This is a genomic window from Aeromicrobium sp. (genome assembly GCF_023146395.1).
Classification (GTDB): Bacteria; Actinomycetota; Actinomycetes; order Propionibacteriales; family Nocardioidaceae; genus Aeromicrobium.
This window is the reverse complement of sequence record NZ_JAGLCD010000004.1, coordinates 17,330-41,000: the sequence shown is the minus strand read 5'-3', so window position 1 is coordinate 41,000 and position 23,671 is coordinate 17,330. Positions and strand designations below refer to the sequence as shown.

At 71.8% G+C, this 23,671-nt stretch carries 21 protein-coding genes; 13 read left to right on the top strand and 8 right to left on the bottom strand.

All coding sequences use genetic code 11. The annotated features are described in order from the left end of the window. Nucleotides 1–38 precede the first annotated feature (38 nt). Nucleotides 39–179, top strand: a complete 141-nt coding sequence (locus KAG51_RS02205) for a hypothetical protein (RefSeq protein ID WP_290580174.1) — start codon at nt 39–41, stop codon at nt 177–179. A 101-nt stretch (nt 180–280) separates the two neighbouring features. Here KAG51_RS02205 and KAG51_RS02200 read toward each other — a convergent pair whose 3' ends face one another. The 3 genes from KAG51_RS02200 to KAG51_RS02190 all read right to left on the bottom strand — a co-directional run bounded on the left by KAG51_RS02200 (nt 281) and on the right by KAG51_RS02190 (nt 3,577). Then, on the bottom strand, nt 281–718 hold the full coding sequence (locus KAG51_RS02200; RefSeq protein ID WP_290580172.1) for a winged helix-turn-helix domain-containing protein: 438 nt from the start codon (nt 716–718) through the stop codon (nt 281–283). Nucleotides 719–825: 107 nt separating this feature from the next. Then, a complete protein-coding gene (locus KAG51_RS02195) occupies nt 826–2,202 on the bottom strand; it encodes an NAD-dependent succinate-semialdehyde dehydrogenase (protein WP_290580170.1) in 1,377 nt (458 codons plus the stop codon). Between the two features lie 88 nt (nt 2,203–2,290). After that, nucleotides 2,291–3,577 carry a hypothetical protein gene (locus tag KAG51_RS02190; RefSeq protein ID WP_290580168.1) on the bottom strand — a complete coding sequence of 429 codons (1,287 nt, stop codon included), beginning with the start codon at nt 3,575–3,577 and terminating at the stop codon, nt 2,291–2,293. Nucleotides 3,578–3,856: 279 nt separating this feature from the next. Here KAG51_RS02190 and KAG51_RS02185 point away from each other — a divergent pair, with 279 nt between their 5' ends. From KAG51_RS02185 to KAG51_RS02140, 10 genes are all read left to right on the top strand, one after another. Then, nucleotides 3,857–4,387: a TasA family protein gene (locus KAG51_RS02185; protein WP_290580166.1), complete on the top strand. Its 531-nt coding sequence runs from the start codon at nt 3,857–3,859 to the stop codon at nt 4,385–4,387. Nucleotides 4,388–4,447: 60 nt separating this feature from the next. After that, complete coding sequence (locus KAG51_RS02180) at nt 4,448–5,146, top strand: signal peptidase I (protein ID WP_290580164.1); 699 nt, start codon at nt 4,448–4,450, stop codon at nt 5,144–5,146. 7 nt (nt 5,147–5,153) lie between these two features. Continuing rightward, nucleotides 5,154–6,677: an Ig-like domain-containing protein gene (locus KAG51_RS02175; protein WP_290580162.1), complete on the top strand. Its 1,524-nt coding sequence runs from the start codon at nt 5,154–5,156 to the stop codon at nt 6,675–6,677. Beyond that, nucleotides 6,677–7,075: a hypothetical protein gene (locus KAG51_RS02170; RefSeq protein WP_290580160.1), complete on the top strand. Its 399-nt coding sequence runs from the start codon at nt 6,677–6,679 to the stop codon at nt 7,073–7,075. Before KAG51_RS02175 ends, KAG51_RS02170 begins: the two co-directional genes overlap by 1 nt. Further along, entirely contained in the window at nt 7,068–7,826 is a 759-nt protein-coding gene (locus tag KAG51_RS02165) for a response regulator transcription factor (RefSeq protein ID WP_363316132.1), read from the top strand. The genes KAG51_RS02170 and KAG51_RS02165 overlap by 8 nt, the downstream gene beginning before the upstream one ends. Further along, nucleotides 7,819–9,060 carry a histidine kinase dimerization/phospho-acceptor domain-containing protein gene (locus tag KAG51_RS02160; RefSeq protein ID WP_290580156.1) on the top strand — a complete coding sequence of 414 codons (1,242 nt, stop codon included), beginning with the start codon at nt 7,819–7,821 and terminating at the stop codon, nt 9,058–9,060. The genes KAG51_RS02165 and KAG51_RS02160 overlap by 8 nt, the downstream gene beginning before the upstream one ends. Nucleotides 9,061–9,133: 73 nt before the next feature. Further along, nucleotides 9,134–10,375, top strand: a complete 1,242-nt coding sequence (locus KAG51_RS02155; RefSeq protein WP_290580155.1) for a DUF222 domain-containing protein — start codon at nt 9,134–9,136, stop codon at nt 10,373–10,375. A 34-nt stretch (nt 10,376–10,409) separates the two neighbouring features. Further along, complete coding sequence (locus KAG51_RS02150) at nt 10,410–11,249, top strand: aldo/keto reductase (protein WP_290580153.1); 840 nt, start codon at nt 10,410–10,412, stop codon at nt 11,247–11,249. Between the two features lie 109 nt (nt 11,250–11,358). After that, complete coding sequence (locus tag KAG51_RS02145; RefSeq protein ID WP_290580151.1) at nt 11,359–12,810, top strand: hypothetical protein; 1,452 nt, start codon at nt 11,359–11,361, stop codon at nt 12,808–12,810. After that, nucleotides 12,810–13,733, top strand: a complete 924-nt coding sequence (locus tag KAG51_RS02140) for a phosphatase PAP2 family protein (protein WP_290580149.1) — start codon at nt 12,810–12,812, stop codon at nt 13,731–13,733. The genes KAG51_RS02145 and KAG51_RS02140 overlap by 1 nt, the downstream gene beginning before the upstream one ends. On the opposite strand, the gene KAG51_RS02135 is transcribed toward KAG51_RS02140, so the two are convergent. From KAG51_RS02135 to KAG51_RS02125, 3 genes are read right to left on the bottom strand one after another with little or no spacing between them, the layout of a single operon-like run. Next, complete coding sequence (locus KAG51_RS02135) at nt 13,703–15,373, bottom strand: FAD-dependent oxidoreductase (RefSeq protein WP_290580147.1); 1,671 nt, start codon at nt 15,371–15,373, stop codon at nt 13,703–13,705. The genes KAG51_RS02140 and KAG51_RS02135 overlap by 31 nt on opposite strands. Nucleotides 15,374–15,382: 9 nt before the next feature. Further along, a complete protein-coding gene (locus tag KAG51_RS02130) occupies nt 15,383–16,771 on the bottom strand; it encodes a glucose-6-phosphate dehydrogenase (protein WP_290580145.1) in 1,389 nt (462 codons plus the stop codon). A gap of 39 nt (nt 16,772–16,810) precedes the next feature. Then, nucleotides 16,811–19,216 carry an excinuclease ABC subunit UvrA gene (locus KAG51_RS02125; protein WP_290580143.1) on the bottom strand — a complete coding sequence of 802 codons (2,406 nt, stop codon included), beginning with the start codon at nt 19,214–19,216 and terminating at the stop codon, nt 16,811–16,813. Nucleotides 19,217–19,295: 79 nt separating this feature from the next. Between KAG51_RS02125 and KAG51_RS02120 the strand changes: the two genes are divergently transcribed. Continuing rightward, nucleotides 19,296–20,384 carry an NADH:flavin oxidoreductase/NADH oxidase gene (locus KAG51_RS02120; protein ID WP_290580141.1) on the top strand — a complete coding sequence of 363 codons (1,089 nt, stop codon included), beginning with the start codon at nt 19,296–19,298 and terminating at the stop codon, nt 20,382–20,384. A 10-nt stretch (nt 20,385–20,394) separates the two neighbouring features. On the opposite strand, the gene KAG51_RS02115 is transcribed toward KAG51_RS02120, so the two are convergent. Next, a complete protein-coding gene (locus tag KAG51_RS02115; protein WP_290580139.1) occupies nt 20,395–21,903 on the bottom strand; it encodes a SulP family inorganic anion transporter in 1,509 nt (502 codons plus the stop codon). A gap of 38 nt (nt 21,904–21,941) precedes the next feature. Between KAG51_RS02115 and KAG51_RS02110 the strand changes: the two genes are divergently transcribed. Beyond that, the gene (locus KAG51_RS02110; protein ID WP_290580137.1) at nt 21,942–22,337 is read left to right on the top strand and encodes a MerR family transcriptional regulator; all 396 of its coding nucleotides are present in this window, start codon (nt 21,942–21,944) and stop codon (nt 22,335–22,337) included. A 13-nt stretch (nt 22,338–22,350) separates the two neighbouring features. On the opposite strand, the gene KAG51_RS02105 is transcribed toward KAG51_RS02110, so the two are convergent. After that, the gene (locus KAG51_RS02105; RefSeq protein ID WP_290580135.1) at nt 22,351–23,667 is read right to left on the bottom strand and encodes a serine/threonine-protein kinase; all 1,317 of its coding nucleotides are present in this window, start codon (nt 23,665–23,667) and stop codon (nt 22,351–22,353) included. Between the last annotated feature and the right edge of the window lie 4 nt (nt 23,668–23,671).

The window sequence follows — 23,671 nt, the reverse complement described above, 5'->3', positions numbered from 1 at the left end:
CGACGAGCCGGTTGCTGTGCGTCGACTTAGCCTGAGGCATGGGATTGTTCAAGAGAGCCGGAGCACTCGGCGTCGCCAAGCTCGTCTACGACCAGGCACGCAAGCCCGAGAACCAGGCGCGGATCAAGCGGGCTGTCGACAACGTCAAGGCTCGCCGCGACCTTCGGCCGCCTCGCTGACCAGGGGGCGTCCGGCTCGATCTTTCGACCCGCTGGTTTCGCGCTGATTCGTCGGAGAGGTTGAAACCGACCTGCGTCGGCGAGAGCGGACGCCGCCGTCGTCAACCCTCGCTCAGGCCAGCGGGCGTGAGCTGCCAGACGCCACGCTCGATCACCGGCTCCAGGAGGCCGGCCTCGACCATGTCCTTGCGCTCGAACCGTGCGGCGCGCCGCCAGCGGGCCTCGCCCTGCACCACCTCGTAGTCGCCGTCGCGGAGGCGGGACCCCAGACGACGCTCGACCTCGGCGAGGATCTCATCCGCCTGGCCGCGGCCGCCCATGTCACGCAGGACCTCGAGGATCACCTGGCGATAGGCCGTGGTGGACGTGCGCCGGGCTGTCGGGACCCGGCGCGTCTCGACGGGCGGCTGCGCCGGCTTCGCCTTCCGGGGCGCTGCCGGCTTCTTGGGCGGAGCGGCCTTCGGCACCACCACCGGAGCAGGGCGCCCGTGCACGCATTGGTCGAGAGGCAGGTCGCATCGATCGCAGTACTCAGCCACGGCCCCAGTGTCTCGCGACGCCGCAACCCACGGGCGCCGAGGGTGGTGTCTTGCTCACGCGAGGGCCGCTCGGGCAGCGGATGCCTGTCTGCCCGAGCGGCCGCGGCTCACGCCTCGGCGATCATCAACGTCTTGATGTTCACGAACTCCTTGAACCCGGCCTCGCCGTGCTCGCGGCCGTAGCCGGAGTCCTTCACTCCCCCGAACGGCAGGTTGGGCTGGGCCAGGCTGAAGCCGTTGATGTTGACCATGCCGGTGTCGAACTCGGCGCGGGCCAGCTCGATCGCGCGCTTCTCGTCGCGCGAGAAGATGCCGCCGCCGAGGCCGTAGCGCGAGTCGTTGGCGATACGCATCGCGTCCTCGTCGTCCTTCGCGCGGATCAGCGCCGCGACCGGACCGAAGAGCTCGTCGTCGTAGGCGGGCTGGCCGGGCGTGACGTCCTCGATCACCGTGGCGGGGTACCAGGCGCCGGCGCGGTCGGGCTTCTCCCCGCCCACGAGCACGGTTGCGCCGCCGTCGACCGACTCGGTGACCTGGTCGTGGAGCTCGTCGCGTAGCTGCTCGCGCGACATCGGGCCGAGGGCCGTGCCGTCCTGCATGGGGTCGCCCAGCTCAATGGCCTTCATCGCCTCGACGTAGCCGTCGCGGAACTCGTCGTAGACCGCGTCGACCACGACGAATCGCTTCGCGCCGACGCACGTCTGGCCGTTGTTGGCGATGCGGCCCTGCACGCTCATCTCCACGGCGAGCTCGACGTCGGCGTCGGACAGCACGAGGTAGGCGTCGTTGCTGCCCAGCTCGACGACCGACTTCTTCAGGTTCTCGGCCGCCTTCGCGGCGACGTGCCGGCCGGCCACGTCCGAGCCCGTCAGCGTCACCCCGCGCACCTTCTCGTGGGCGATGACGTCGTCGGACTGGTCGTGGTCGATCAGCAGCGCCCGGAACGTGTCCTTGGGCAGCCCCGCCTCGCGGTAGAGCTCCTCGAGGCGCAGCGCCGTGCCGAAGACCGACTCGGCGTGCTTGAGCAGCACCGTGTTGCCCGCGACGAGCTGCGGCACGCTGTAACGGATGACCTGGTAGATCGGGAAGTTCCAGGGCTGGATGCCGTAGACCACACCGATCGGCGCGTGGGTGATGATCGCGCGGCCACCCTCCATCGGCTGCTCGACGTCGGCGAGGGCGTCAGCGGCGTTGTCGGCGGTCCAGTCGCAGATCGCGGCGCACAGCTGCACCTCCTGGGAACCCTGCTCGAGGGGCTTGCCCATCTCGGTCGTCATGAGCTCGGAGAGCTCGCGCTCGTTCGTGCGCAGCAGCTCACCGAGTGCGCGGATCTTCTCGGCCCGGTCCTCCAGCGCGACCTTGCGCCAGGAGTCGAAGGCCGTGTGGGTCGCCTCGATGATCTGGGCGACCTCGTCGTCGGTCTGCAGCTGGTAGGTCGTGAGGTCCTCGCCGGTGGCGGGGTTGATCGTCGTCGTGGAAGCCATATGGAGGGAGTACCCGCGAGCACCGCGGGGCACACACTCGCGTAGATGAGTGTTGCCTGAGTACACGCAACACGCGGCCCGGCCACCGTCAGGCGAGCCCCGCGAAGAGGTCAGCGTGCTGCGCGAATCGGGGAGCAGTGTGAGAGGTGTACCGACCGGCGGCCAAACCTTCGACCGCCGTCACCGCGCCGGCCACGGCTGGTGTAGGCGGACGCCTCAGGGAGATCACTTCACCGTCCGCGTTCACTCCGATGTATCCGGCCTCGAACATCGCGTCGCAACCGAACAAGCATGCGAGCATCGCTGCGGATGCGAAGTCGAGTCGCTCAGCTTCGTCGAGAGAGGCCCTGGGAGTGATGTGGGCGGCCACCAGTAGCTCCGTCGACAGCATCCGGCCGCAGATGTCGCAGGCAGCGATCGCACGGCCTGCGAGAAGGTGTCGGCGCAGAAACCGCTGTTCCCTTCGCACGAGGACTACCTGCGCAATGTCCGTTCCGCCGGCGCGCAGCTCCTCATTGGCGGGCTCGGACGGGCCGTCGTTCAGAGAAGGCCCGCGCTGAACGTGCTGCGATGCCCTCGCACGGACCAGGCAGAGGCCGCAGGGTGGCACGTCGCGCAGCTGAGGTGCCTCGGCGATCGATCGTGGCCCGTCACCGAGACTCTCGCAGTCCCTCAGGTGCCGCTCCGTGCCGCTCTCTGGCGGACTGGCCACCCAGTCGAGCGTTGGCCACTCGTACTCCGGTGAATCGTCACGCTGGTCGATCAGGTCCAGAAGTTCTCGTGCCCCCAGATGCTGCTGCGGATCGGCGGCACCCCCGACGAATCGCACGCCTTCGCTCGCCAAGACCTCGTTGGGGTCGAGGCCCCGATCATCAGGGTCGCTCCACCTGAAGCTGTCGCGATGAGGCACACCACCCGCCTGCAGCACCCGAACAGCATGGGGGCAGCAGGGCTTGCTCTTGATGTGGCTCCCCAGGCCCTTGGGGTGAATGCCCGCAGCGCGACCGAGGTCTCCATACGTCGTCCATCGACCCTCTGGGATGGCGCACATCAGATCGTGAAGCCTGGCGTAATCGTCCCACGCACGCGGCGGACGCCGGAGGCGGAACGTGCGCTCTCCCGTCCGGCGACCCCACCCGCCGACAATCAGTTCTCGGTGAACCAAGGACCGCAGGCTGTTGTTCGGCTCCTCGGTCCTGCCACCGACCACGGGGGAAGCGCTCATCTCAGCGACCAGCCGCGTAAGGCTCGTCTGGCCGATCGAATGGAAGAGGCGTGTCCCGTCCCCTCGATCGTCAGCCGCAAGATTCCAGATTCGCTCATAGAGCGCGTCGAAATCGAGCATCACTCCCGCGGAAGACAAGGTGCGCGACATGACTCGACCCTAGAGCCGATCGTGGCGCTCAGGTCCGAGGCCGCCGCACTCCGCCACGCGCCCCCGCCGGAGGACGCCAAAGCTGCCGCCTCCCGCCCTTCGACCCCTCCACGGCCCGCCCGTGGGGATTCGTGGCGTCATGTGCCGAGTTGTGGAGATCCGGTGGCCCTGACGTGGAGGGAGCGTGGAGCGCGCCTCGCGAGAGTTGTCACATCGGCACCGGCGGTCAAGAAGCGGCCGCCGGTTCCGACACCAACCACCTCGTCACAGGGAGACACCATGAAGAACTCGCGCAAGATCCTCGTCCCGCTCGCCACCCTCGCCGCCGCCGGCGCCATCGCGGTCGGCTCGGGCGCCACGTTCACCTCGACCACCGCGAACACGATCAGCTCGGTCACCTCCGGCACGCTGACGCACACCAACTCCAAGGACGACGCCGCGATCTTCACGCTGACCGACCTGAAGCCCGGCGACACGCTCACCGGCTCGCTGACGCTCAAGAACACCGGCAGCCTGCCGGCCGCGTTCAGCCTGACCGAGCAGAGCTCCACCAACGGCTTCACCGGCTCGAACCTGAGCCTGACGATCACGAACGCCACGACCGGTTCCGTGGTCTACACCGGCACCTTCGGCGGCCTCGAGGACGGCGTCAAGAAGGACATCGGCCAGATCGCGCCCGACGCCTCCAGCACGTTCGACTTCACGGTCAAGCTCGCCCAGGGCGCCGACAACGCCGACCAGGGCAAGAACGCCACCGCCACCTACACGTGGGACTCGGTCCAGCTCGAGGGCTCGACCTTCACCCAGTGATCGTCGCCTGAGCGACACCCCCGCGGCCACGCCGCACCCTTCCCCTGACGAGGAGCCACCATGAGAGCCGCCCAGACCCGCCCGATCGCGCGCCGGCTGGGCGGCCTCGTGGTGAACCTGCTCCTCGTCACCCTGACCCTCGGTGCCATCGCCTACGTCGTGCCCTCGTTCCTCGGCTACGAGCGCTACGTCATCACCGGTGGGTCCATGACCGGCACGATCGACAAGGGCTCGATCGTGTTCTCGAAGAACACCCCCGCCGCGGACCTCAAGGTCGGTGACGTCATCACCTACCTGCCTCCGGCCAGCAGCGGCGTCTCCACCCTCGTGACCCACCGGATCCTCTCGATGGAGCCCGGCGAGAACGGCACCACCGTCTTTCGCACCCAGGGCGACGCGAACCCCGACCCCGACCCGTGGACCTTCTCCCTCGTCGGCTCCGAGCAGCCCGTCGTGCAGCACGCGGTGCCGAAGGTCGGCTGGCTCATGATCGCGATGGCCGACCGCCAGGTCCGCATGCTCGTCGTGGGCCTGCCCGCCGCGATCATCGCGCTGATGGCGCTCGTGCAGCTGATCGGCGCACTGCGCCCCTCCCGCATCAACGAGGATGTGCACGAGGAGGCCGTCGAGGCAGTTCCGAATTGTGGAGATCGCGTGGACGTCCTGTCACCCGCCTGGGCCACGGCGCTCACTAGCGTTGATGCCATGACCTCAGGACGACCGGCCCCCCGCCACCTGGCCACCAGCGGACGGTCCTGAGCTCGCCATGAAGCACCGGCTCGAGATCCGACGCACCCCGACGAAGCGCACGCTGTCCCTGCTGGCCCTGGCCCTCACGGCCGGTGCCAGCATCGCCGGCGCCACGGGATTCTCGTCGGCCACGTTCGTCTCGGCCTCGTCGAGCACCGGCTCGGTCCAGGCCGCTGCCGACTGGACGCCCCCCACGGTGGCGATGACCTCCCCCGGCTCGACGGTCAGCGGCACCGTCACCGTCACCGCCACGGCGGCCGACGACCGCTCGGGCATCGCCTCGGTCCAGCTGCAGGCCCGCGCCGCGGGCGCCACGACGTGGTCCACGATCTGCACCGCCACGAAGTCGCCCTACTCCTGCTCCTGGAGCACGACCGGCCTGGCCGACGGCGCCTACGACCTGCGCGCGATCGCGACCGACAAGGCCGGCTACACCGCGACCTCCGCCACGGTGCGCACGACCGTCCTGAACACCGCCACGATCACCCTCGCCGACCCCGGCGACGTCGTCAGCGGCACCGTGACCCTCAAGCCCACGATCTCCTCCGGCACCGGCTGGTCCGTCCGCGTCGAGCGTGCTCCGCTCGGCACCACCAGCTGGACCACGATCTGCACCACCAGCACGAGCCCGTACTCCTGCAGCTGGGCCACGGGGTCGACGCCGTACGGCCGCTACGACCTGCGCGCGGTCGCCACCTCCGGCTCCACCACCATCACCTCGCCCGTCGTGCCCGACACGCTGGTCGACAACACGGTCCGCAGCATCACGCTGGCCGACCCGGGCGCGTTCCTCGAAGGCACCGTGAACCTCACGGCCACCGCCAGCTCGACCGCCCCCGTCGCCTCCGTGGTCTTCCAGCGGGCGGCCGCCGGCACGACCTCGTGGACCACGATCTGCACCGACACCGCGGCTCCCTGGGCCTGCGCCTGGGCCACCACGGGCGTCAACGACGGCAGCTACGACCTGCGCGCCGTGCTGACCGACACCAACGGCGCCACCGCCACCTCGAACGTCGTAGCGGCGCGCAAGGTCGACAACGTCACGACCCCGCTCAGGGCGCTCGACATCCAGACCATCAACGGCGGCGTCGCCGGGCGCATCGACCCGGGCGACCGCATCGTCCTGACGTACAGCCGCCTGCTCGACCTCGGCACGGTCACGCCGGGCTGGGACGGCCGACCGGTCCAGGTCGGGATGACGGTCGATCGCGGCTTCCTCAGCCTGAGCACCGACACCCTCTACCTGACCGGTCCCGGCTCCAACCTCGGAACGGTGCGCACCGGCACCTCCTCGGGCGGCTTCCTGAGCGGCAACGCCGTTCTCGACGCGACCATGACGGCCTCGACGGAGACCGTCAACGGGGTCCCCCGCACCACCGTGACCATCGAGATCGACAACGTCGTCCGCGGCATCATCAACTCGGTGACCCGGGCCTCGACCCTGGAGTGGACGCCGTCGACCGCGGTCTTCGGGCTCAACGGCCAGCGCGTGGCCGGCACCACCGCCACCGAGTCCGGCGCGAGCGACCTGGACTTCTGATGACCACAACCGACCGCACCGCGGCCTCCGTCGTGGCGGCAGGGGCCACCGCGCTGCAGGCAGTGCTGCTCGTCGTCTGGTCCACGCGGGTCATGACGTCGTCCCTGAGCGTCGGTGTCGTCGGGCTCGCCCTCATCACCGCCGCGGTGGCCCTCGCGCTCGCCTGGCGGAGCACGTTCGAGGCCCGGCTGGCAGCGGGCCTGGTCGCGACGTACGCCCTCGTCTCGGGCCTGCTGGTCGTGACGATCGGACTGCCGACCCTGCCCGCGGCCCCCACCGATCCCGTCGCCCTCGTCTCGGTCGTGGCCGCCGCAGCGGGGTTCGCCGCGCTCGAGCTCGACCGACGCGCGCAGGTCCGTCGCGCAACGCTCCGCAGGGCGCAGCGCACCTATGCTTGACGACGTGCCAGCCCACATCCTGATGGTCGAGGACGACGACGCGATCGCCGCTCCTCTGGCCCGGGCGCTGGGGCGCGAGGGCTACGAGGTGGCTCGGGCCGCGAACGGGGCCGAGGCGCTCGCGATGGCCAGCGGGCCCGGCCCGGTCGATCTCGTGCTGCTCGACCTGGGCCTGCCGGACATGGACGGACTCGACGTGTGCCGCCACCTGCGCGCGGGCGGCTTCGAGGCCGGCATCCTGATCCTCACCGCCCGAGGAGGTGAGCTCGACCGCGTCGTCGGGCTCGACGTCGGCGCCGACGACTACCTCAGCAAGCCCTTCAGCCTCTCCGAGCTGCTGGCCCGCAGCCGCGCCCTGCTGCGCCGCGCGAGCCGTCCCCTCGCCGCCCCGGCCGAGCCCGCGGCCCCGGCCCCCACCGCCGCGCCGGAGGTCGGCGCGCCACCGGCCTCGCGCGGCGACCTGCGGGTCGAGGCCGACGCGCGCCGGGTCTGGGTCGCGGGCACCGAGGTCGTCCTGACCGCCAAGGAGTTCGACGTCCTGCTGCGCCTCGACGCCCACCGCGGCGCGGTCGTGACCCGCGAGGTCCTGATGGCCGAGGTCTGGGACGAGAACTGGTTCGGATCCACCAAGACCCTCGACACGACGGTCGGCCGACTGCGGCAGAAGCTGCACGACGCCGACGCGCCGGTCGTCCTCAGCACGGTCCGCGGCGTCGGATTCCGTCTCGAGGACGCCGCGGCCGATGCGTGAACGCCTGGTCGGCATCCTCGTCGCCCTGATCGTCGGCGTCGTCGTTCTCTACGCCGTGCCCCGCGCCTACGTCACGGCCGATCTCGTGCGCGACCACGAGGCCGCGATGATCGAGCGCACCGCCGACTTCCTCGAGGCCCGGATCGACTCTCGGATCCAGTCCGGCTCCCCCATCGACGCCAGCATGCTGAGGGCCGGCCTGGACGGCACCGACGGCGCCCGGTACGTCGCCCTCGACGGCACGACGGTCGAGGCCGGGCAGTACGACGACGATCCGGACGCCTCCTTCGTCGAGACCCGACGCACCGACGGCCAGGGCACGCTCACCGTCACCCGCGACCGCTCGGTCGTGACCGCCGAGGTCGAGCGAGCCCTCGTGCCGCTGATCGTGCTCGGCGTGCTGCTCGCGGCCGTCGCGTGCGCGATCGGCTACGTCGTGATCGGACGCATGAGCCGGCCCTTCGACCGGCTCGCGGTCGCGGCCGAGGAGCTGGGACGCGGCACGTTCGACCTCGACCTGCCGCGAGGCGGGGTGCCCGAGGCGCAGGCGATCAGCGAGGCGCTGCGCACCTCGGCCACACGGCTCGACGAGCTGGTCCGCCGCGAGCGCGAGCTCGCCGTCACCGCCTCCCACCAGCTGCGCACGCCCATCACGGCCCTCCGCCTCGAGCTCGAGGACCTGACCTACTGGCCCGAGACCTCTCCCGAGGTCGCCGCGCAGGTGCGGCGCTCGATCGACGAGCTGGACCGGCTCACGGCCTCGATCGACGACCTGCTGGACCTGGCCCTTCGCCTGCGCCACGACGGCCAGATCGAGCTCGACCTCACCGCCTTCGTGGCCGACACGGTCGAGCGCTGGCGGCGGCGCGCCGCCGCGCGGGGACGCACCGTCGTCGTGACGGCCCCCGGGCCGGTGCGTGCCACGATCGCCACCGAACCGGTCGCGCAGGTGCTCGACGTCCTGATCGAGAACGCCTGCCAGCACGGCACCGGCACCATCACCGTGTCGGCCCGCGAGGCGGGCAGCAACGTCGAGGTCCGCGTCGGCGACGAGGGAGCACGCACGTTCGGCAGCGAGGTCTTCGGTCGCGGCGACAGCACCGACGCCCGGGCGCCCTCCCGGCTGGGCCTGCCGGCTGCCACCGAGCTCGCCACCGGCACGGGCGGTCACCTGAGTCTCGACGAGACGTCCGCCACGACCTGCTTCGTGCTGCTGCTTCCCGGCGGCCGCTGACGGCGCGGCAGGTTTTCCCCAGGCGAGTGCGCGGCTGGGTGGTCGTGTCGGTGGGGGCGTGTGTGATGGAGCCATGTCCGAGAACCCGACCGGTCTGATCGACCTCAGCGGCATCGCCCGTGACCGGGCGCGGGCCGAGGCGTGCGAGTGGCGGGCGATCCTGGACTACCGCGACCACGAGATCGACCGCATCAACGCCGCCGACACCACACCCATGCGCAAGCTCGTCGAACGCTCCGCCATCGCCGTCGAGATCGGCCTGCACCTCAACCTCTCCGAGGGGCAGGTGCTCGACCGCATCGCCGCCGCAGACGCCGTCCGCTGCCACACACCACGGGTGTGGCTGATGTTCCAGCGCGGCGTCCTGGACGCCGCACGGGTCCGCGAGATCTCCCTGACCGTACGCCGCCTCGAACGCCCCGAGTCCCACGACCGCCTCGACACCCAGGTCGTCTCCTACGCCGCCACCCACACCCTGACCGAGCTACGGCAGTGGCTCCGACGGTTCGTGACCCGCGTCGAGGCCGACCTGGCGATCGAGCGCGCCAACACCGAACGCGAGAACCGCCACGTCCAGGTCGTCCAGGGCGACGACGCCATGGCCTGGCTCAACGCCTACCTCCCCGCCCACGAAGCCGCCGCGATCGCCACGAGGCTGCGCACGGCCGCCAAGGCCGCCCGCGCGGCCGGCGACGACCGCACCCAGCCCCAGCTCGAGGCCGACCTGCTCACCGACTGGACCCTCCACCACCCCCAGTCCCAGGACGCCCGCACCCGAGGCCTCGCGATCGACGTCGCCGTCACCCTCGACGCCGCGGTCGCCGCCGGCGCCAGTCCCGGCCACGCCGAAGCCGTCGACGGCACCTGGGAAGTCCCCACCGAGTGGCTCCTCGACGCCGCCGTCGACGGCGACGCCTTCTGGCACCAGCTGCTGATCGACCCCCTCACCGGCAACACCCTCGCCCACCACTACATCGGCTACCAACCCCCCGACATCCTGCGGCGCGCCATCATCCTGCGCGACGGCGTCTGCGCCGCCCGCGGATGCGTCAGACCAGCCGCCCACTGCGACCTCGACCACCGAGAACCCTGGCCCGACGGACCCACGTCGGGCGAGAACCTCGACCCCCACTGCCGCGGCGACCACTCCCGCAAGGGCCACGGCGTGATCGACGACGTCCTCCACCGACTCCACCAGATCGAGACCACGCCCACCAACCGGCACCGACTCGCGCCGTACCGACCCGACCCCGTCGCGACCCACCTCGCGCACCGGCTCGCTCACGTCACCGACGACGACCTCCTCGCCGGCTGAGCACCGTCACGCCCTCCCTCCTACCGTGGGTGCCATGACGATCGCCAACACCCTGCAGCTCAACGACGGCGCCACCCTGCCGGCCATCGGCCTCGGCACGTACTCCCTCGACGACGCCGCGGGCGTCGACGCCATGGTCTCGGCCCTCGAGGTGGGCTACCGCCTGCTCGACACCGCGGTGAACTACGGCAACGAGGAGGCCGTGGGCGAGGCGATCCGCCGCTCGGGCCTGCCGCGTGACCAGGTGCGCGTCACGAGCAAGATCCCCGGCCGGCACCACGGCCACGACGACGCCATGACATCGACCCGGGAGTCGCTGCAGCGCCTCGGCCTGGACCACCTCGACCTGCACCTGATCCACTGGCCCAACCCGAGCGTCGGGAAGTACGTCGAGGCGTGGCAGGCCCTGGTCGACCTGCAGCAGCAGGGACTCGTGCGCTCGATCGGCGTCTCCAACTTCACCGAGGAGCACCTCGACGCCGTCATCGCCGCCACCGGCGTGACCCCCGCGGTCAACCAGATCGAGCTGCACCCCTACTTCCCGCAGGAGCACATGCGCGCGGTCAACGCGGCCCGCGGCATCGTCACCGAGTCCTGGAGCCCGATGGGCAAGCGGCAGGCGCCGTTCGACGAGCCGCCGGTCGTCGCGGCGGCGCAGGCCCACGGCGTCACGCCGGGCCAGGTCATCCTGCGCTGGCACGTGCAGCTCGGCGCCCTGCCGGTCCCCAAGTCGGCCACCCCGCAGCGCCAGCGCGAGAACATCGGCGTCTTCGGCTTCGAGCTCTCCCCCGACGAGATGGCCGCCATCACGGCCCTGGGCCGCCCTGACGGGCGACTCTTCGGGGGCGACCCCGACACGCACGAGGAGATGTAGCCCGGCCACCTGGCCTTCACCTGGCCGTTAAGGTGCTGTCACGGTCCTGACCGCCGGGCGCAGCCCTGCCCGGAGGCGTGGTCCGCCGCCGAGAACAAGGGGACCGCGCATGCGCCTGGAGCACCGCACCCCGCTCCTGGCCGTGGTCGGTCTGGCCCTCGCGACGATCGGGCTGCGGCTGCCGTTCCTCGGCGCGCCGGCCGGCAACGACGAGGCCGGCTTCCTCATCGTCGCCCGGTCGTGGGGCACCGGCTCCTCGCTCTACGGCGACTACTGGGTCGATCGCCCTCCGCTGCTGCTGTGGATCTTCGACGCTGCCGGCGACCTGACGACGCTGCGCCTCCTGGGCTGCCTGGCGGCCGGCGTCACGGTCGTCGCCGTGGGCGCCGCGGTGGCCGTCGTGGCGGGACCTCGGGCCGCGCCGTGGGCCGCGAGCGCGGCGGCGGTGTTCTGCGCGTCCCCGTGGCTCGGCACGGTGCGCGTCAACGGGGAGATCCTGGCCGCACCGTTCGTGGCCACCTCGATCCTGTGCACGGTGCTGGCGCTGCGGCCCCAGGGCCGCACGCTGCCGTGGGCCCTGGCCTCGGGGGCGCTCGCCACTGCCGCGTTCGGCATCAAGCAGTCCACGATCGACCCGTTCGTGTTCGCCGTCGTGGCGGCCGCCGTGCTGGCGCTGTGCCAGCCCACCGAGCGGCGTCGCGCGGCGCTGCTGGTCGCCGGCGGCGTCGTGGCCGCGCTGGCCACCACCGCCGTGCTCGTGCTGAGCGCCGCGGCCCGGGGCACCGGAGCCGGTGCCCTGTTCCAGGCCGTCGTGGTGTTCCGCTTCGACGCGGGCCAGGTCATCGGCAGCTCGGCCTCGTCGGCCACCGACCAACGGCTCGTGACCCTGGTCAGCACGTGGGCCGTGAGCGGTCTGGCGCTGCTGAGCCTGGCGATCCTCGTGGTGGCCGCCCGGCGCCGCCGTGACCCCGTCGTCGTGGCCACCGCCGTCACGGTCGTCGCGTCGAGCGCCGTGGCCCTGCTGGGCGGCAGCTACTGGGCGCACTACCTGATCCAGCTCGTGCCTGCAGTGGCTCTGGGTGCCGGACTGGTCGCGGTGGCCGTGGTGCCCTGGGTCCGGTGGATCGGCGCGGGCGCTCTCGGCATCGCCCTGGTGACCACGCTGTCGTACGCGTTCGTGACCGGTGGCCAGCACGAGTCCGAGGCCGAGGACCTCGGCCTGGCCGTGCGGGCGGCCAGCCAGCCCGGCGACACGATGGTCGTGGCGTACGGACAGCCCAACGTGCTGCTCGCGGCCGGGATGGACTCCCCGTACGAGGACCTCTGGAGCCTGCCGATCCGCGTGCGCGACCCGGAGCTGACCGACCTGGTCGAGGTGCTGCGCGGGCCCGACGCACCCGCCTGGGTCGTGGAGTGGTCCGACTTCGACACGTGGGCGGTCGACGCCAGCGCCCTGAAGGACGCCGTCGACGACGCCTACCGCCCGGTGGCCGCCCCGTGCGGCCACGTCGTGTGGCTGCGCGACGACCTCGACCGTCCGCCCGTGACGGAGGACTGCTGATGCCGATCCGTGCCCTCGCGATGAGCGTCTACGCCCTGGCCCTCGGGGTCTGGATCGTGGTGGTCGGCCTGCCGTCGGACCCGTTCCAGATGTTCGTGTGGCTCTGGCTCGCCGCGATCGCCTGGTACGCGGGCGCCCCGTGGTCGGAGCACACCCGGTTCGTGCGCGACTGGTGGCCGGCGTTCGCGGTGCTCATCCTCTACCTCTACAGCCGCGGCCTCTCCGACGAGCTCATCGGCATGCCCGTGCACTGGACCATGCCGATCGAGGTCGACCGCTGGATGTTCGGCGGTCACCTGCCCACCGAGGTGCTGCAGGACCGGCTCTGCGGCGACCCGTGCCTGCGCAGCACCGAGCCCCGCTGGTACGACGTCGTGCTGACCACGGTCTACTTCAGCCACTTCGTGCTCGGCCTCGGACTCGCGTTCGTGCTGTGGATCCGCGACCGCGCCGCCTGGGCCGCCTGGCTCACGCGCTACCTGACGATCAACGTGGCGGGCCTGGTCATCTACATCCTCTACCCCATGGCGCCGCCCTGGCTGGCCTCGAAGGAGCGCTACATCGGCGAGGCCCTGCCCCGGCTGACCGGTCGCGGCTGGGAGGTCATCGGCCTCGACGGCTTCCACGTCGTGCTCGCCTCGGTCGGCAACCCCGTGGCGGCGATGCCGTCGCTGCACTGCGGGATCGCCGCGCTCGTCGCGTTCTGGCTCATCGCCCGCCTCCAGTCGCCCTGGCGGTGGCTGACCCTGCTCTACCCGGCCACGATGGGCTTCGCGCTGGTGTACTACGCCGAGCACTACGTGATCGATCTGATCGCCGGGTGGGCGCTCGCGGGGCTCGTCATGGTCGCGGTCGGGCGGTGGGAGAGGCGCCGCGCCCGAACCGGCGTGACTCAGCCGGCGCGCTCGCCCGCCGCCAGGTAGGCGTGCACGAGCGGCACGACCGAGGCGCCCTCGCCACTGGCCGACGCGACCCGCTTCATGGACCCGGACCGCACGTCACCGGCGGCGTAGACACCGGGCACGGACGTCGCGAGATTCTCCGGCGGAAGCCCGTCCCTCCAGTGGTGCTTGGGCACGTCGCGACCCGTGACGACGAACCCGCTGTCGTCGCGCACGACCTCGGGCGGGATCCAGTCACCGTGCGGCTCGGCGCCCAGCAGCAGGAAGAGGCCACCCGCGTCGACCCGCTCGCGGGCGGAGGTGTGCACGTCCTCGAGCTCGAGCCACTCCAGACGCGCCTCACCGCCGCCGTCGACGACGCGGGCCGAGGGGCGGACCGTGATGCGACGGTTGAGCTCGATCTCGGCGATCAGGTACGACGACATCGTCGCGGCGAGGTCGTCGCGGCGGACGACGATCGTGACCGACCGGGCGAAGCGCGCCAGGTGCACCGCAGCCTGACCCGCGGAGTTGCCGCCGCCGACGACGTAGACGTCCTGGCCCTCCATCTCCCGCGCGGCCGACATCGCCGCCCCGTAGTGCACGCCGGCGCCCGTGAGCGCGTCCAGGGATTCCACACGCAGCTTGCGGTAGGCCACGCCGCTGGAGATCACGACGGCCCGGGCCCGGACCTCGCCCGACTCGGTGCAGAGCACGTGCGGCTGCCCGGGCGGACCGACCCGCATCTGCTCGACGACCTGCCCCGTGAAGAAGCGGGCGCCGAAGCGGAGGGCCTGGTTGCGGGCCCGCTGGGCGAGCCGCATGCCGGAGATGCCCCGCGGGAAGCCGAGATAGTTGCGGATCATCGAGCTCGTGCCCGCCTGGCCACCGATCGCCTCGGCCTCGAGGATGATCGCCGAGAGTCCTTCGGAGGCGGCGTAGACCGCCGCCGCCAGGCCCGCGGGGCCGCCGCCCACGATCGCGACGTCGACGACGCGGTCGACGTCGATCTCGGTCGGGGCGCCGTAGACCGAGCGCGCGACGTCGCGCACCGAGGTGGCGTGCGTGACGAGCCCGTTCCCGCCGAACACCAGCGGGAAGACCGGCTCCCCTTCCCACCGCTCGAGCACGTGCCGGCCCGCGTCGCTGTCGGGCTCCCAGATGCGGTTGGGCATGCCCATGCGGTCGAGGAAGTCGCGGATCGAGAGCGTCAGCGCGTCACGGACCGGCGAGATGATCTTGACCGAGACAACCTCCGGGTCCGGCACAGTCGAGCCCCAGTCGGACAGGATCTCGGTGATCGCGTGGTGGAACTCCTCGTCGCGCGTGCCGCGCGGCATCAGCAGGTAGGCGTCGAACTCCCCGCGCGCCATGGCCGACCTCAGGTCGGGGGCGTCGTCCAGGAAGCGCTCCCAGTGCGCCGCGACGACCCGGCGCGCCGTGGGCACCTTCTCGCGCAGCTTCGCGAAGCAGTGCAGCACCTCGGCGTCGGGCAGCCGCGACTCCGACACGACCATCGCGACCGTGCCGCCCGCCTGGACGATCTCGTGCGTCGTCGCCAGGGCCGCGTGGCACGAGCCCGTGACCCGCACGTCGTACTCGTGCACGTAGCGGGCCAGGCCCGCACGCATCTCCTCGGGATGGTCGGGAGCGACGAGGACGATCGCGGGGCCTGGACTCACGGGCTCAGACTAGGACGCCGGCAGCGACAAGGCGGGCCATCGGTCCGGACCCGACGTGCCGGCGGGATACTCCTCGAGCGGCACGCGGTCGTCGCGCCACGCCTGCACCACCGGCTCGACGACCGTCCAGCACTGCACGGCGGTGTCGCCGCGCACCGCCAGCGCCGGGTCGCGGTCGAGGATCCCCTCCAAGACCTCGCCGTAGGCCGACAGCCGGCCCTCCCCGAACGTGGCGCCGAGCACCGTGCGACTCAGGTCGTACGGATCGCCCTCACCGTTGATGGTCAGCTCGAGACTCAGCTGGTCAGGGGCGAGGTAGATGCGCAGCACCGTGGGCTCGGCGGTGCCCGTGAGGCCGACCGGCAGGTGCGGCACCGGGCGGAAGGTGATCGCGATCTCGCGGCGACGGGCGCCCAGGGCCTTGCCGGAGCGAAGCGTGAACGGGACACCGGCCCATCGCCAGCTGTCGATCTCGAACGTGACCTCGGCGAGCGTCTCGGTCTGGTGGGTGGGGTCGACACCGGGCTCGTCGACGTAGGCCGGCAGGCTGCGGCCGTCGACCTCGCCCGCGGTGTACCGGGCGCGGCGGCTCGACTGCTCGGGCGAACCCTGCGCGACCCGCGTGGCGCGCAGGACGGCCGCCTTGGCCCCCCGGATGTCGGCCTCGCCGAGGGTCGACGGCGGTTCCATCGCCACGACGGCCATGACCTGCAGCAGGTGGCTCTGGATCATGTCGACCAGGGCGCCGGCGTGGTCGTAGTACCCCGCGCGGCCCTCGAGCCCGAGCACCTCGTCGTAGACGATGTCGACGCTGGCGATGTGGTCGCGGTTCCACAGCGGCTCGAAGATGCGGTTCGCGAACCGCAGCCCGAGCAGGTTGAGCACGGTCGAACGCCCCAGGAAGTGGTCGACGCGGTGCACCTGCGCCTCGGAGACGAGATCCGCGAGCTGCGCGTTGAGCGCCTCGGCGCTCTGCGGGTCGACCCCGAACGGCTTCTCCAGCGCCAGCTGGATCCCGTCCGGCAGATCCAGGTCGGCGAGTGCCGTGCACACCCGGGCCGTGACGGCCGGTGGGAGGGCGAAGTAGATCGCGGGGGTGCCCTCGCAGCGGCCGATCAGGTCACGCAGCTGGTCGGTGTCGGTGACATCGGCGCGGTGGTAGCTCGTGCGGGCGAGCACGTCCTCGACCGCGGGCCCCGAGGCGTCGACGGTGGCGAACGACGCCCGCACCCGCTTCAGCCAGTCGTCGTGGGAGAGCTCCTCCATCCCGGTGCCGACGACGAGCAGGCGCCGCTCGGACTGCTGGTCGAGCAGCTGACCGACGGCGGGCAGGAGCAGCCGCGAGACCATGTCGCCGCTCGCCCCCAGGACCAGGAGTGTCTGGGTGGATTTGCTCACGTCGTCCACGGTAGCCGCCGGGTCACGGCGTCCGTCGGGTCACGGTGTGAGGGAGCGTCGCAGGTACGGCGCGGTGATGCTGGCCTCGAGCTCCAGCAACGCGGCCGGGGTGTCCTGGGCGACGATCGTGCCACCGCGGTCACCGCCCCCTGGGCCCAGCTCGACGACCCAGTCGGCCGCCGCGACGACCCGCATGTCGTGCTCCACGACCACGACGGTCGCACCGGAGTCGACGAGCCGGCCGAGCACTCGCACGAGGTCACGCACGTTGACGGGGTGCAGACCGCCCGTCGGCTCGTCGAGGACGAACACCGTGCCGTCGCGCTGCGGACGCTGCAGCTCGGTCGCGAGCTTGATGCGCTGGGCCTCGCCGCCGGACAGCTCCGTGGCCGGCTGCCCCAGCGTCAGGTAGCCGAGCCCGACGTCGAGCAGCGTCGTGAGCGAGCGGTGCACGGCCGGCACGTCGGCGAAGAACTCCGCCGCCTCGTGGGTCGTCATGGCGAGGACCTCGCCGATGTCGCGGCCGGCGTACCGCACCTGGAGCGTCTCGGGGTTGTAGCGCGATCCGTGGCAGGTCGGACAGCTTGAGTAGCTCGTGGGCAGGAACACGAGCTCGATCGCGATGAACCCCTCCCCCTCGCACGTGGGGCAGCGTCCCTCGGCCACGTTGAAGGAGAACCGGCCGGCAGACCATCCCCGCTCCTTCGCCTCCGGGGTCGCGGCGAACAGCCGGCGGACCGCGTCGAACAGCCCCGTGTAGGTGGCCAGGTTCGAGCGCGGCGATCGTCCGATCGGCCGCTGGTCGATCGCGACGACCCGGCGCTCGCCCTCGGCCTCGAGCCGGTCGGCGACTGCCGTGAGCAGCGACGACTTGCCCGCGCCGGAGACCCCGGTGATGGCGGTCATGACGCCGAGCGGCACCCGCAGGCTCACGTCCTGCAGGTTGTTGGTCGCCAGGCCGTCGAAGGCGAGCCAGCCGTCGGGCTCGCGCGCCACGAGGGCAGGTGTCTCGTCGCGCCCGAACATGAACTCGCCCGTCGCGGACTCGGCGACGCTCTCCAGCGACGCGGGCGGCCCGCTGTGCACGACGCGCCCGCCGAGCACGCCCGCGCCCGGACCGACGTCGACGACCCAGTCGGCGTTGCGCGCGATCGACAGGTCGTGCTCGACCACGAACAGCGAGTTGCCCGTGGCCACGAGCTCGCGCAGCGCGGCGTACAGGGCCTCGGAGTCGGCCGGATGCAGGCCGGCCGACGGCTCGTCGAGCACGTAGAGCACCCCGAAGAGCCCGGCGCGCAGCTGTCCGGCCAGCCGCACGCGCTGCAGCTCGCCGGCCGACAGCGCCGTGCTGGAGCGGTCCATCGACAGGTAGCCCAGACCCAGCGAGATGATCGCCTCCACGCGGGCCCGGAAGTCGGCCACGAGCGATCGCGCCGCCGTGGCTGCCGCGGCGCCGTGACGATCGGTGCCGCGCGCCTGCTCCTCGAGCCCCTCGTCGAGCAGCGAGCAGACCGATGCGAGCGGCATCGCGGCCATCTCGGCGATGTCGATGCCGGCGAACGTCACGGCGAGCGCGGCCGGACGCAGCCGCTTGCCGCGACAGGTCGGACACGGCCCGTCGGCGATGAACGCCTCGAGCTTCTCGCGCTGCGACGCCGACTGCGTCTTGGCGAGGTTACGCATCAGGTACGCCTCGGCCGAGGTCCAGTGGCCGTGATACGCGCTCTGTTCGCCCTGCTTGTTGCCCTGCAGCAGCATGCGCGGCGTCTCGTCGGTGAACAGCAGCCAGTCGCGGTCCGCCTGCGGCAGGGTGTGCCACGGGGCGTGGATGTCGATGCCGAGCTTGGTCACCATGCGGCGCACGTTCTGGCCGACCCACGCCCGGCTGGCCCAGACCCCGATCGCGCCCTCGTCGATCGACAGCGTGGGATCGGGCACGAGCAGGGCCTCGCTGGTGCTGCGGGCGACGCCGCTGCCGTGGCACGTGGGGCACGCGCCCACCGCGGTGTTCGGCGAGAACGCCGACGCCGGGAGGTGCTCGGCTCCCGCCGGGTACGTCCCGGCGCGGCTGTAGAGCAGGCGCAGCACGTCCGACAGCGAGCTCAACGTGCCCAGCGTCGAGCGCGCACTCGACGCTCCGCGCGCCTGCTTCAGGGCGACCGCCGGCGGCAGGCCGTCGATCACGTCGATCGCGGGTGCACCGACCTGGGCGAGCAGGCGGCGGGCGTAGGGCGCGACCGACTCGAAGTAGCGCCGCTGCGACTCGGCGAAGATCGTGCCGAACGCGAGCGACGACTTCCCCGAGCCGGACACGCCGGTGAACGCCACCAGGCAGTCGCGCGGCAGGTCGACGTCGACGTCGCGGAGATTGTGCTCGCGCGCGCCACGCACGCGGATCCAGCCGGAGGAGGCGGGCGGGAGCTGGGCGTCGCGGGGAGCAGGCATCTCGCCAACGTAGTCGGACGGCGTGCCCGGTGCGCTTCGGGCGTGGAATGAGCGGTGGCCTCCCCCGGTTGCCACTCACGTGACCTCTCTCCTGGAGCCCCTGACCCTGCGCGGGCGCACCGCGCGCAACCGCATCTGGCTCTCGCCGATGTGCCAGTACTCCGTGACGAAGCGGGACGGGGTGCCGACCGACTGGCACCTGGTCAACCTCGGCCGGCACGCCACCGGCGGCTTCGGCCTGGTGACGACCGAGGCCGCCGCGGTCACGCCGGAGGGCCGTATCAGCCCCGAGGACGCGGGTCTCTGGAACGACGAGCAGGCCGGCGCCTGGGCCCGCATCGTCGCGTTCGTCCAGTCGCAGGGAGCGCTCGCCTCGGTCCAGCTGGCCCACGCGGGCCGCAAGGCCAGCACCTACGCACCCTTCGCGGACGGCACCGGTTCCGTGCCGGAGTCGGCGGGCGGCTGGCGCACGCTCGCCCCGTCCGCCGTCGCGTTCGAGGGCTACGCCGAGCCCGTCGCGATGAGCCCGGACCAGATCACCGAGCTCGTGCAGGCGTTCGCCGACGCGGCCGTGCGGGCCGACCGGGCCGGGTTCGACGTCGTGGAGATCCACGCGGCACACGGCTACCTCCTGCACGAGTTCGTCTCGCCGCTCGCGAACCACCGCACCGACGCGTACGGCGGATCCTTCGAGAACCGCACGCGGGTCGTGGTCGAGGTCGTCGACGCGGTGCGAGCCGTCTGGCCCGACGACAAGCCGCTGTTCGTGCGCCTCTCGGCCACCGACTGGGCCGAGGGCGGATGGGACGTCGAGCAGTCGACCCGTCTGGCCGGTATCCTGAAGGATCACGGCGTCGACCTCGTCGACGTCTCCTCCGGCGGGGCCGTGGCGCACCAGAGCATCGAGATCGGACCCGGCTACCAGGTGCCCTTCGCCGAGACGATCCGCCGCGGTGCCGACCTCCCCGTCGCCGCCGTCGGCCTGATCACCGAGCCGGCGCAGGCGCAAACGGTGCTCGACACGGGTGCGGCCGACGCGGTCCTGCTCGCCCGTGCCGCGATCCGTGAGCCCTCGTGGCCGCTGCGCGCGGCCCACGAGCTGGGCGTCGCGCCCGAGGACGCGCCCTGCCCGCCCCAGTACGAGCGCGGGGCCTGGCGCATCCGCTGACCTTCGCTGCTCAGTGGCTGGGCAGCCGGCCGCTGAGTCGCCCGTGCCGCTCGGCGCTCGCGTCGTCGAGCCCCGTGATCGTGACGGTCTTGCCCTTGCGCTCGTACTTGGTCGTGATGGCGTCCAGGGAAGCGACGGTCGAGGCGTCCCACACGTGCGAGTCCGACAGGTCGATCACGACCTGGTCGGGATCACCCGCGTAGTCGAACTGGGTGTACAGGTCGTTGCTCGAGGCGAAGAACAGCTCGCCGGTCACGTGGTAGGTGGCGATCTCGCGACCGCCGCCATCGGTCGTGAGGTGCCGGTTCGTCTCGGTCAGGTGGGCCACGCGACGGGCGAACAGCGTCATGGCCACCAGCACGCCGACGCCGACGCCGATCGCGAGGTTGTGGGTCAGCACGGTCACGAGCACCGTCGAGAGCATCACGGTGGTCTCGCTCTTGGGCATGCGCCGCAGGGTCGAGGGGCGCACCGAGTGCCAGTCGAACGTGCCGACCGACACCATGATCATGACCGCGACGAGGGCGGCCATCGGGATCAGCGCGACGACGTCGCCGAAGCCGACCACCAGCACGAGCAGGAACACCCCGGCGAGGAAGGTCGAGATCCGGGTGCGTGCCCCGGAGACCTTCACGTTGATCATGGTCTGGCCGATCATGGCGCAGCCACCCATGCCGCCGAAGAAGCCCGTCACGACGTTGGCGGCACCCTGGCCCCAGGCCTCCCGGGTCTTGTCGGAGTGCGTGTCGGTGATGTCGTCGACGAGCTTGGCGGTGAGCAGCGACTCCAGGATGCCGACGAGCGCCATCGCGAGCGCGTAGGGCGCGATGATCTGCAGCGTCTCGAGCGTGAGCGGCACGTCAGGGAGGAACCACGTCGGCAGGCTGTCGGGCAGGTCTCCCTGGTCACCGACGTTCGGGACGTTGACGGCCGCGACGAGCGTGAACGCCGTCAGCGCGACGATCGCCACGAGCGGGGCCGGCACGACCCGGTTGACGCGCGGGAAGGCGACGATCACGGCGATGCCGACCGCGATCATGACGTAGACCGACCACGGGACGTCGATCATGTGGTCGAGCTGGGCCCCGAAGATCAGGATCGCGAGCGCGTTGACGAACCCGACCATGACCGAGCGGGGGATGAAGCGCATGAGCTTGGCGACCCCCACGACGGCGAGCAGCACCTGGATCACCCCGCCCAGCAGGACCGTGGCGATGAGGTAGTCGTACCCGTGCTCGCGCATGACCGGCGCGACCACGAGCGCGATGGCGCCGGTGGCCGCGGAGATCATGGCCGGCCGCCCGCCCAGGAACGAGATCGCCACCGCCATCGTGAAGGACGCGAACAGGCCCACCTGAGGATCGACGCCGGCGATGATCGAGAACGAGATCGCCTCGGGAATCAGTGCCAGGGCCACGACGAGGCCGGCGAGGACCTCGGTGCGCAGCAGGGTCGGCGAGCGCAGGGCGGCACGCACGGAGGGAGCCGGGTTCTCGGACGGGTGGTTCGTGGTGGTCACCGTGGAACCCTACCCTTACGTCAGGGTAGGTTCTGACCATGACGAGCGAGAGCATGGTCACGATGCACATCGGTGAGGTCGCCGCGCGGACCGAGCTCTCCCTGCGCAGCCTGCGGCACTGGGAGGAGGTCGGCCTCCTCACGCCGTCCGGCCGCACCGAGGGCGGATTTCGCCTCTACACCGAGGACGACGTCGAGAAGATCCTCGTGATCCGGCGCATGAAGCCCCTCGGCTTCAGCCTCGACGAGATGAAGGCCGTCATGGCCGACCTCGCGGTGCTCCGCTCGGCCACGTCGGACTCCTCGGACCGCGAGGCGGCCCGCGCCCACCTCGGCGAGATCCATGCCGACGCGCACGAGCGGCGCGCACGGCTGGCCCGGCAGCTCGACATGGCCGATGAGTTCATCAGCCTCCTGGAGGACCAGACCCGCTGAGCCGGCCGGCTCGCTAACGGGCCTTGCCGCCCGCGTTCCCGTTGGCGTTGGCGTTGGCGTTGCCGTTGCCGTTGCCGTTGGTGTTTCGGCTCGCGCCGGCGTTGGCGGGAGCGGGCTGGGTGCTCGGAGCCTGCGTGGCCACCACGGGAGTGGGCACCGACTCGACGGGGGTCGGCACGGGATCAGTCGGCACGGGATCAGTCGGCTCGGGGGCGGTCGTCTCCGCCGTCTCGGCGGTGTCGGTCGAGTCCGAGGTGGCCGGTGGATCGGCCACTGAGGGCGATCCGCCTTCGCCGGTCAGCAGCAGTGCCGCCACGAGGGCGACGGCGGTGAGCGATCCGGCGGCGAGCCAGCGCGAGCGACGGGGCCTGACCGGGGCACCGATCGTGACCGCGCGGGTGGGCGCACGGTCGAGCGACGCAGACACAGGCGCCGGGGTCGACGCTACGTCGGCCTCCCCCACACGCGGCAGGTCGAGCGTCAGGCCCAGGGCGTCGATCGTGCGCACGACCGTGTCGGCGTCGACCGGGCGTCCGGCCGGCTCCTTCGACGCCAGGGCCGTCACCAGGGACCGCACGGCCGGCGGCACGGACTCCGACAGCCGCGGGAGCTCGTCGTTGACCTGGGCCCAGGCCGTCGCGATGGCCGAGGACCGCCGATAGGGCGAGGACCCGGTCAGGCAGCCGTGCGCCACGAGGCCCAGGGCATAGAGGTCCGACGCCGCCGTGGCCGAGGCGCCGCCGATCTGCTCCGGGCTCAGGTACTCGACCGTGCCGAGCATGACCCCGGTCGACGTGAGCGCCGCGCTCTCCTGCGCCCGCGCGACGCCGAAGTCCACGAGCACGACCCGCGAGTCCGTCGTGAGCATGATGTTGGCCGGCTTCAGGTCACGGTGGACCACGCCGTGCGCCTCGAGGTGCGACAGGGCCGCGGCGACCCCCTTCACGACCGCGAGCGTCTGGTCCCACGGCAGCGCTCCGCGCTCACGCAGCAGCTGGGCGAGCGTGACGCCCTCGACCAGCTCCATCACGACGAACGGGGTGCGGTCCGGGGAGGCCTGGTCCTCGGCGTGGTCGAAGACCTGGGCGATCGAGGGATGGCGCAGGGAGGCCGCGATCGTGGCCTCGGCCTCGAGGCGGCGGCGATGATCGGCGTCGCCCTCGGCGCTGGTGCGCAGCAGCTTGACCGCCACCTCGCGGCCCAGCCGCAGGTCCCGAGCGCGGTGCACCGTGCCCATGCCGCCGCTGCCGATCGGCTCCAGCAGCCGGTAGCGGTCGTTGAGCACGCGCTCGTCGGCGGAGCTCTCAGCCGTCGGGCGGGTGTCCGTCATGCTC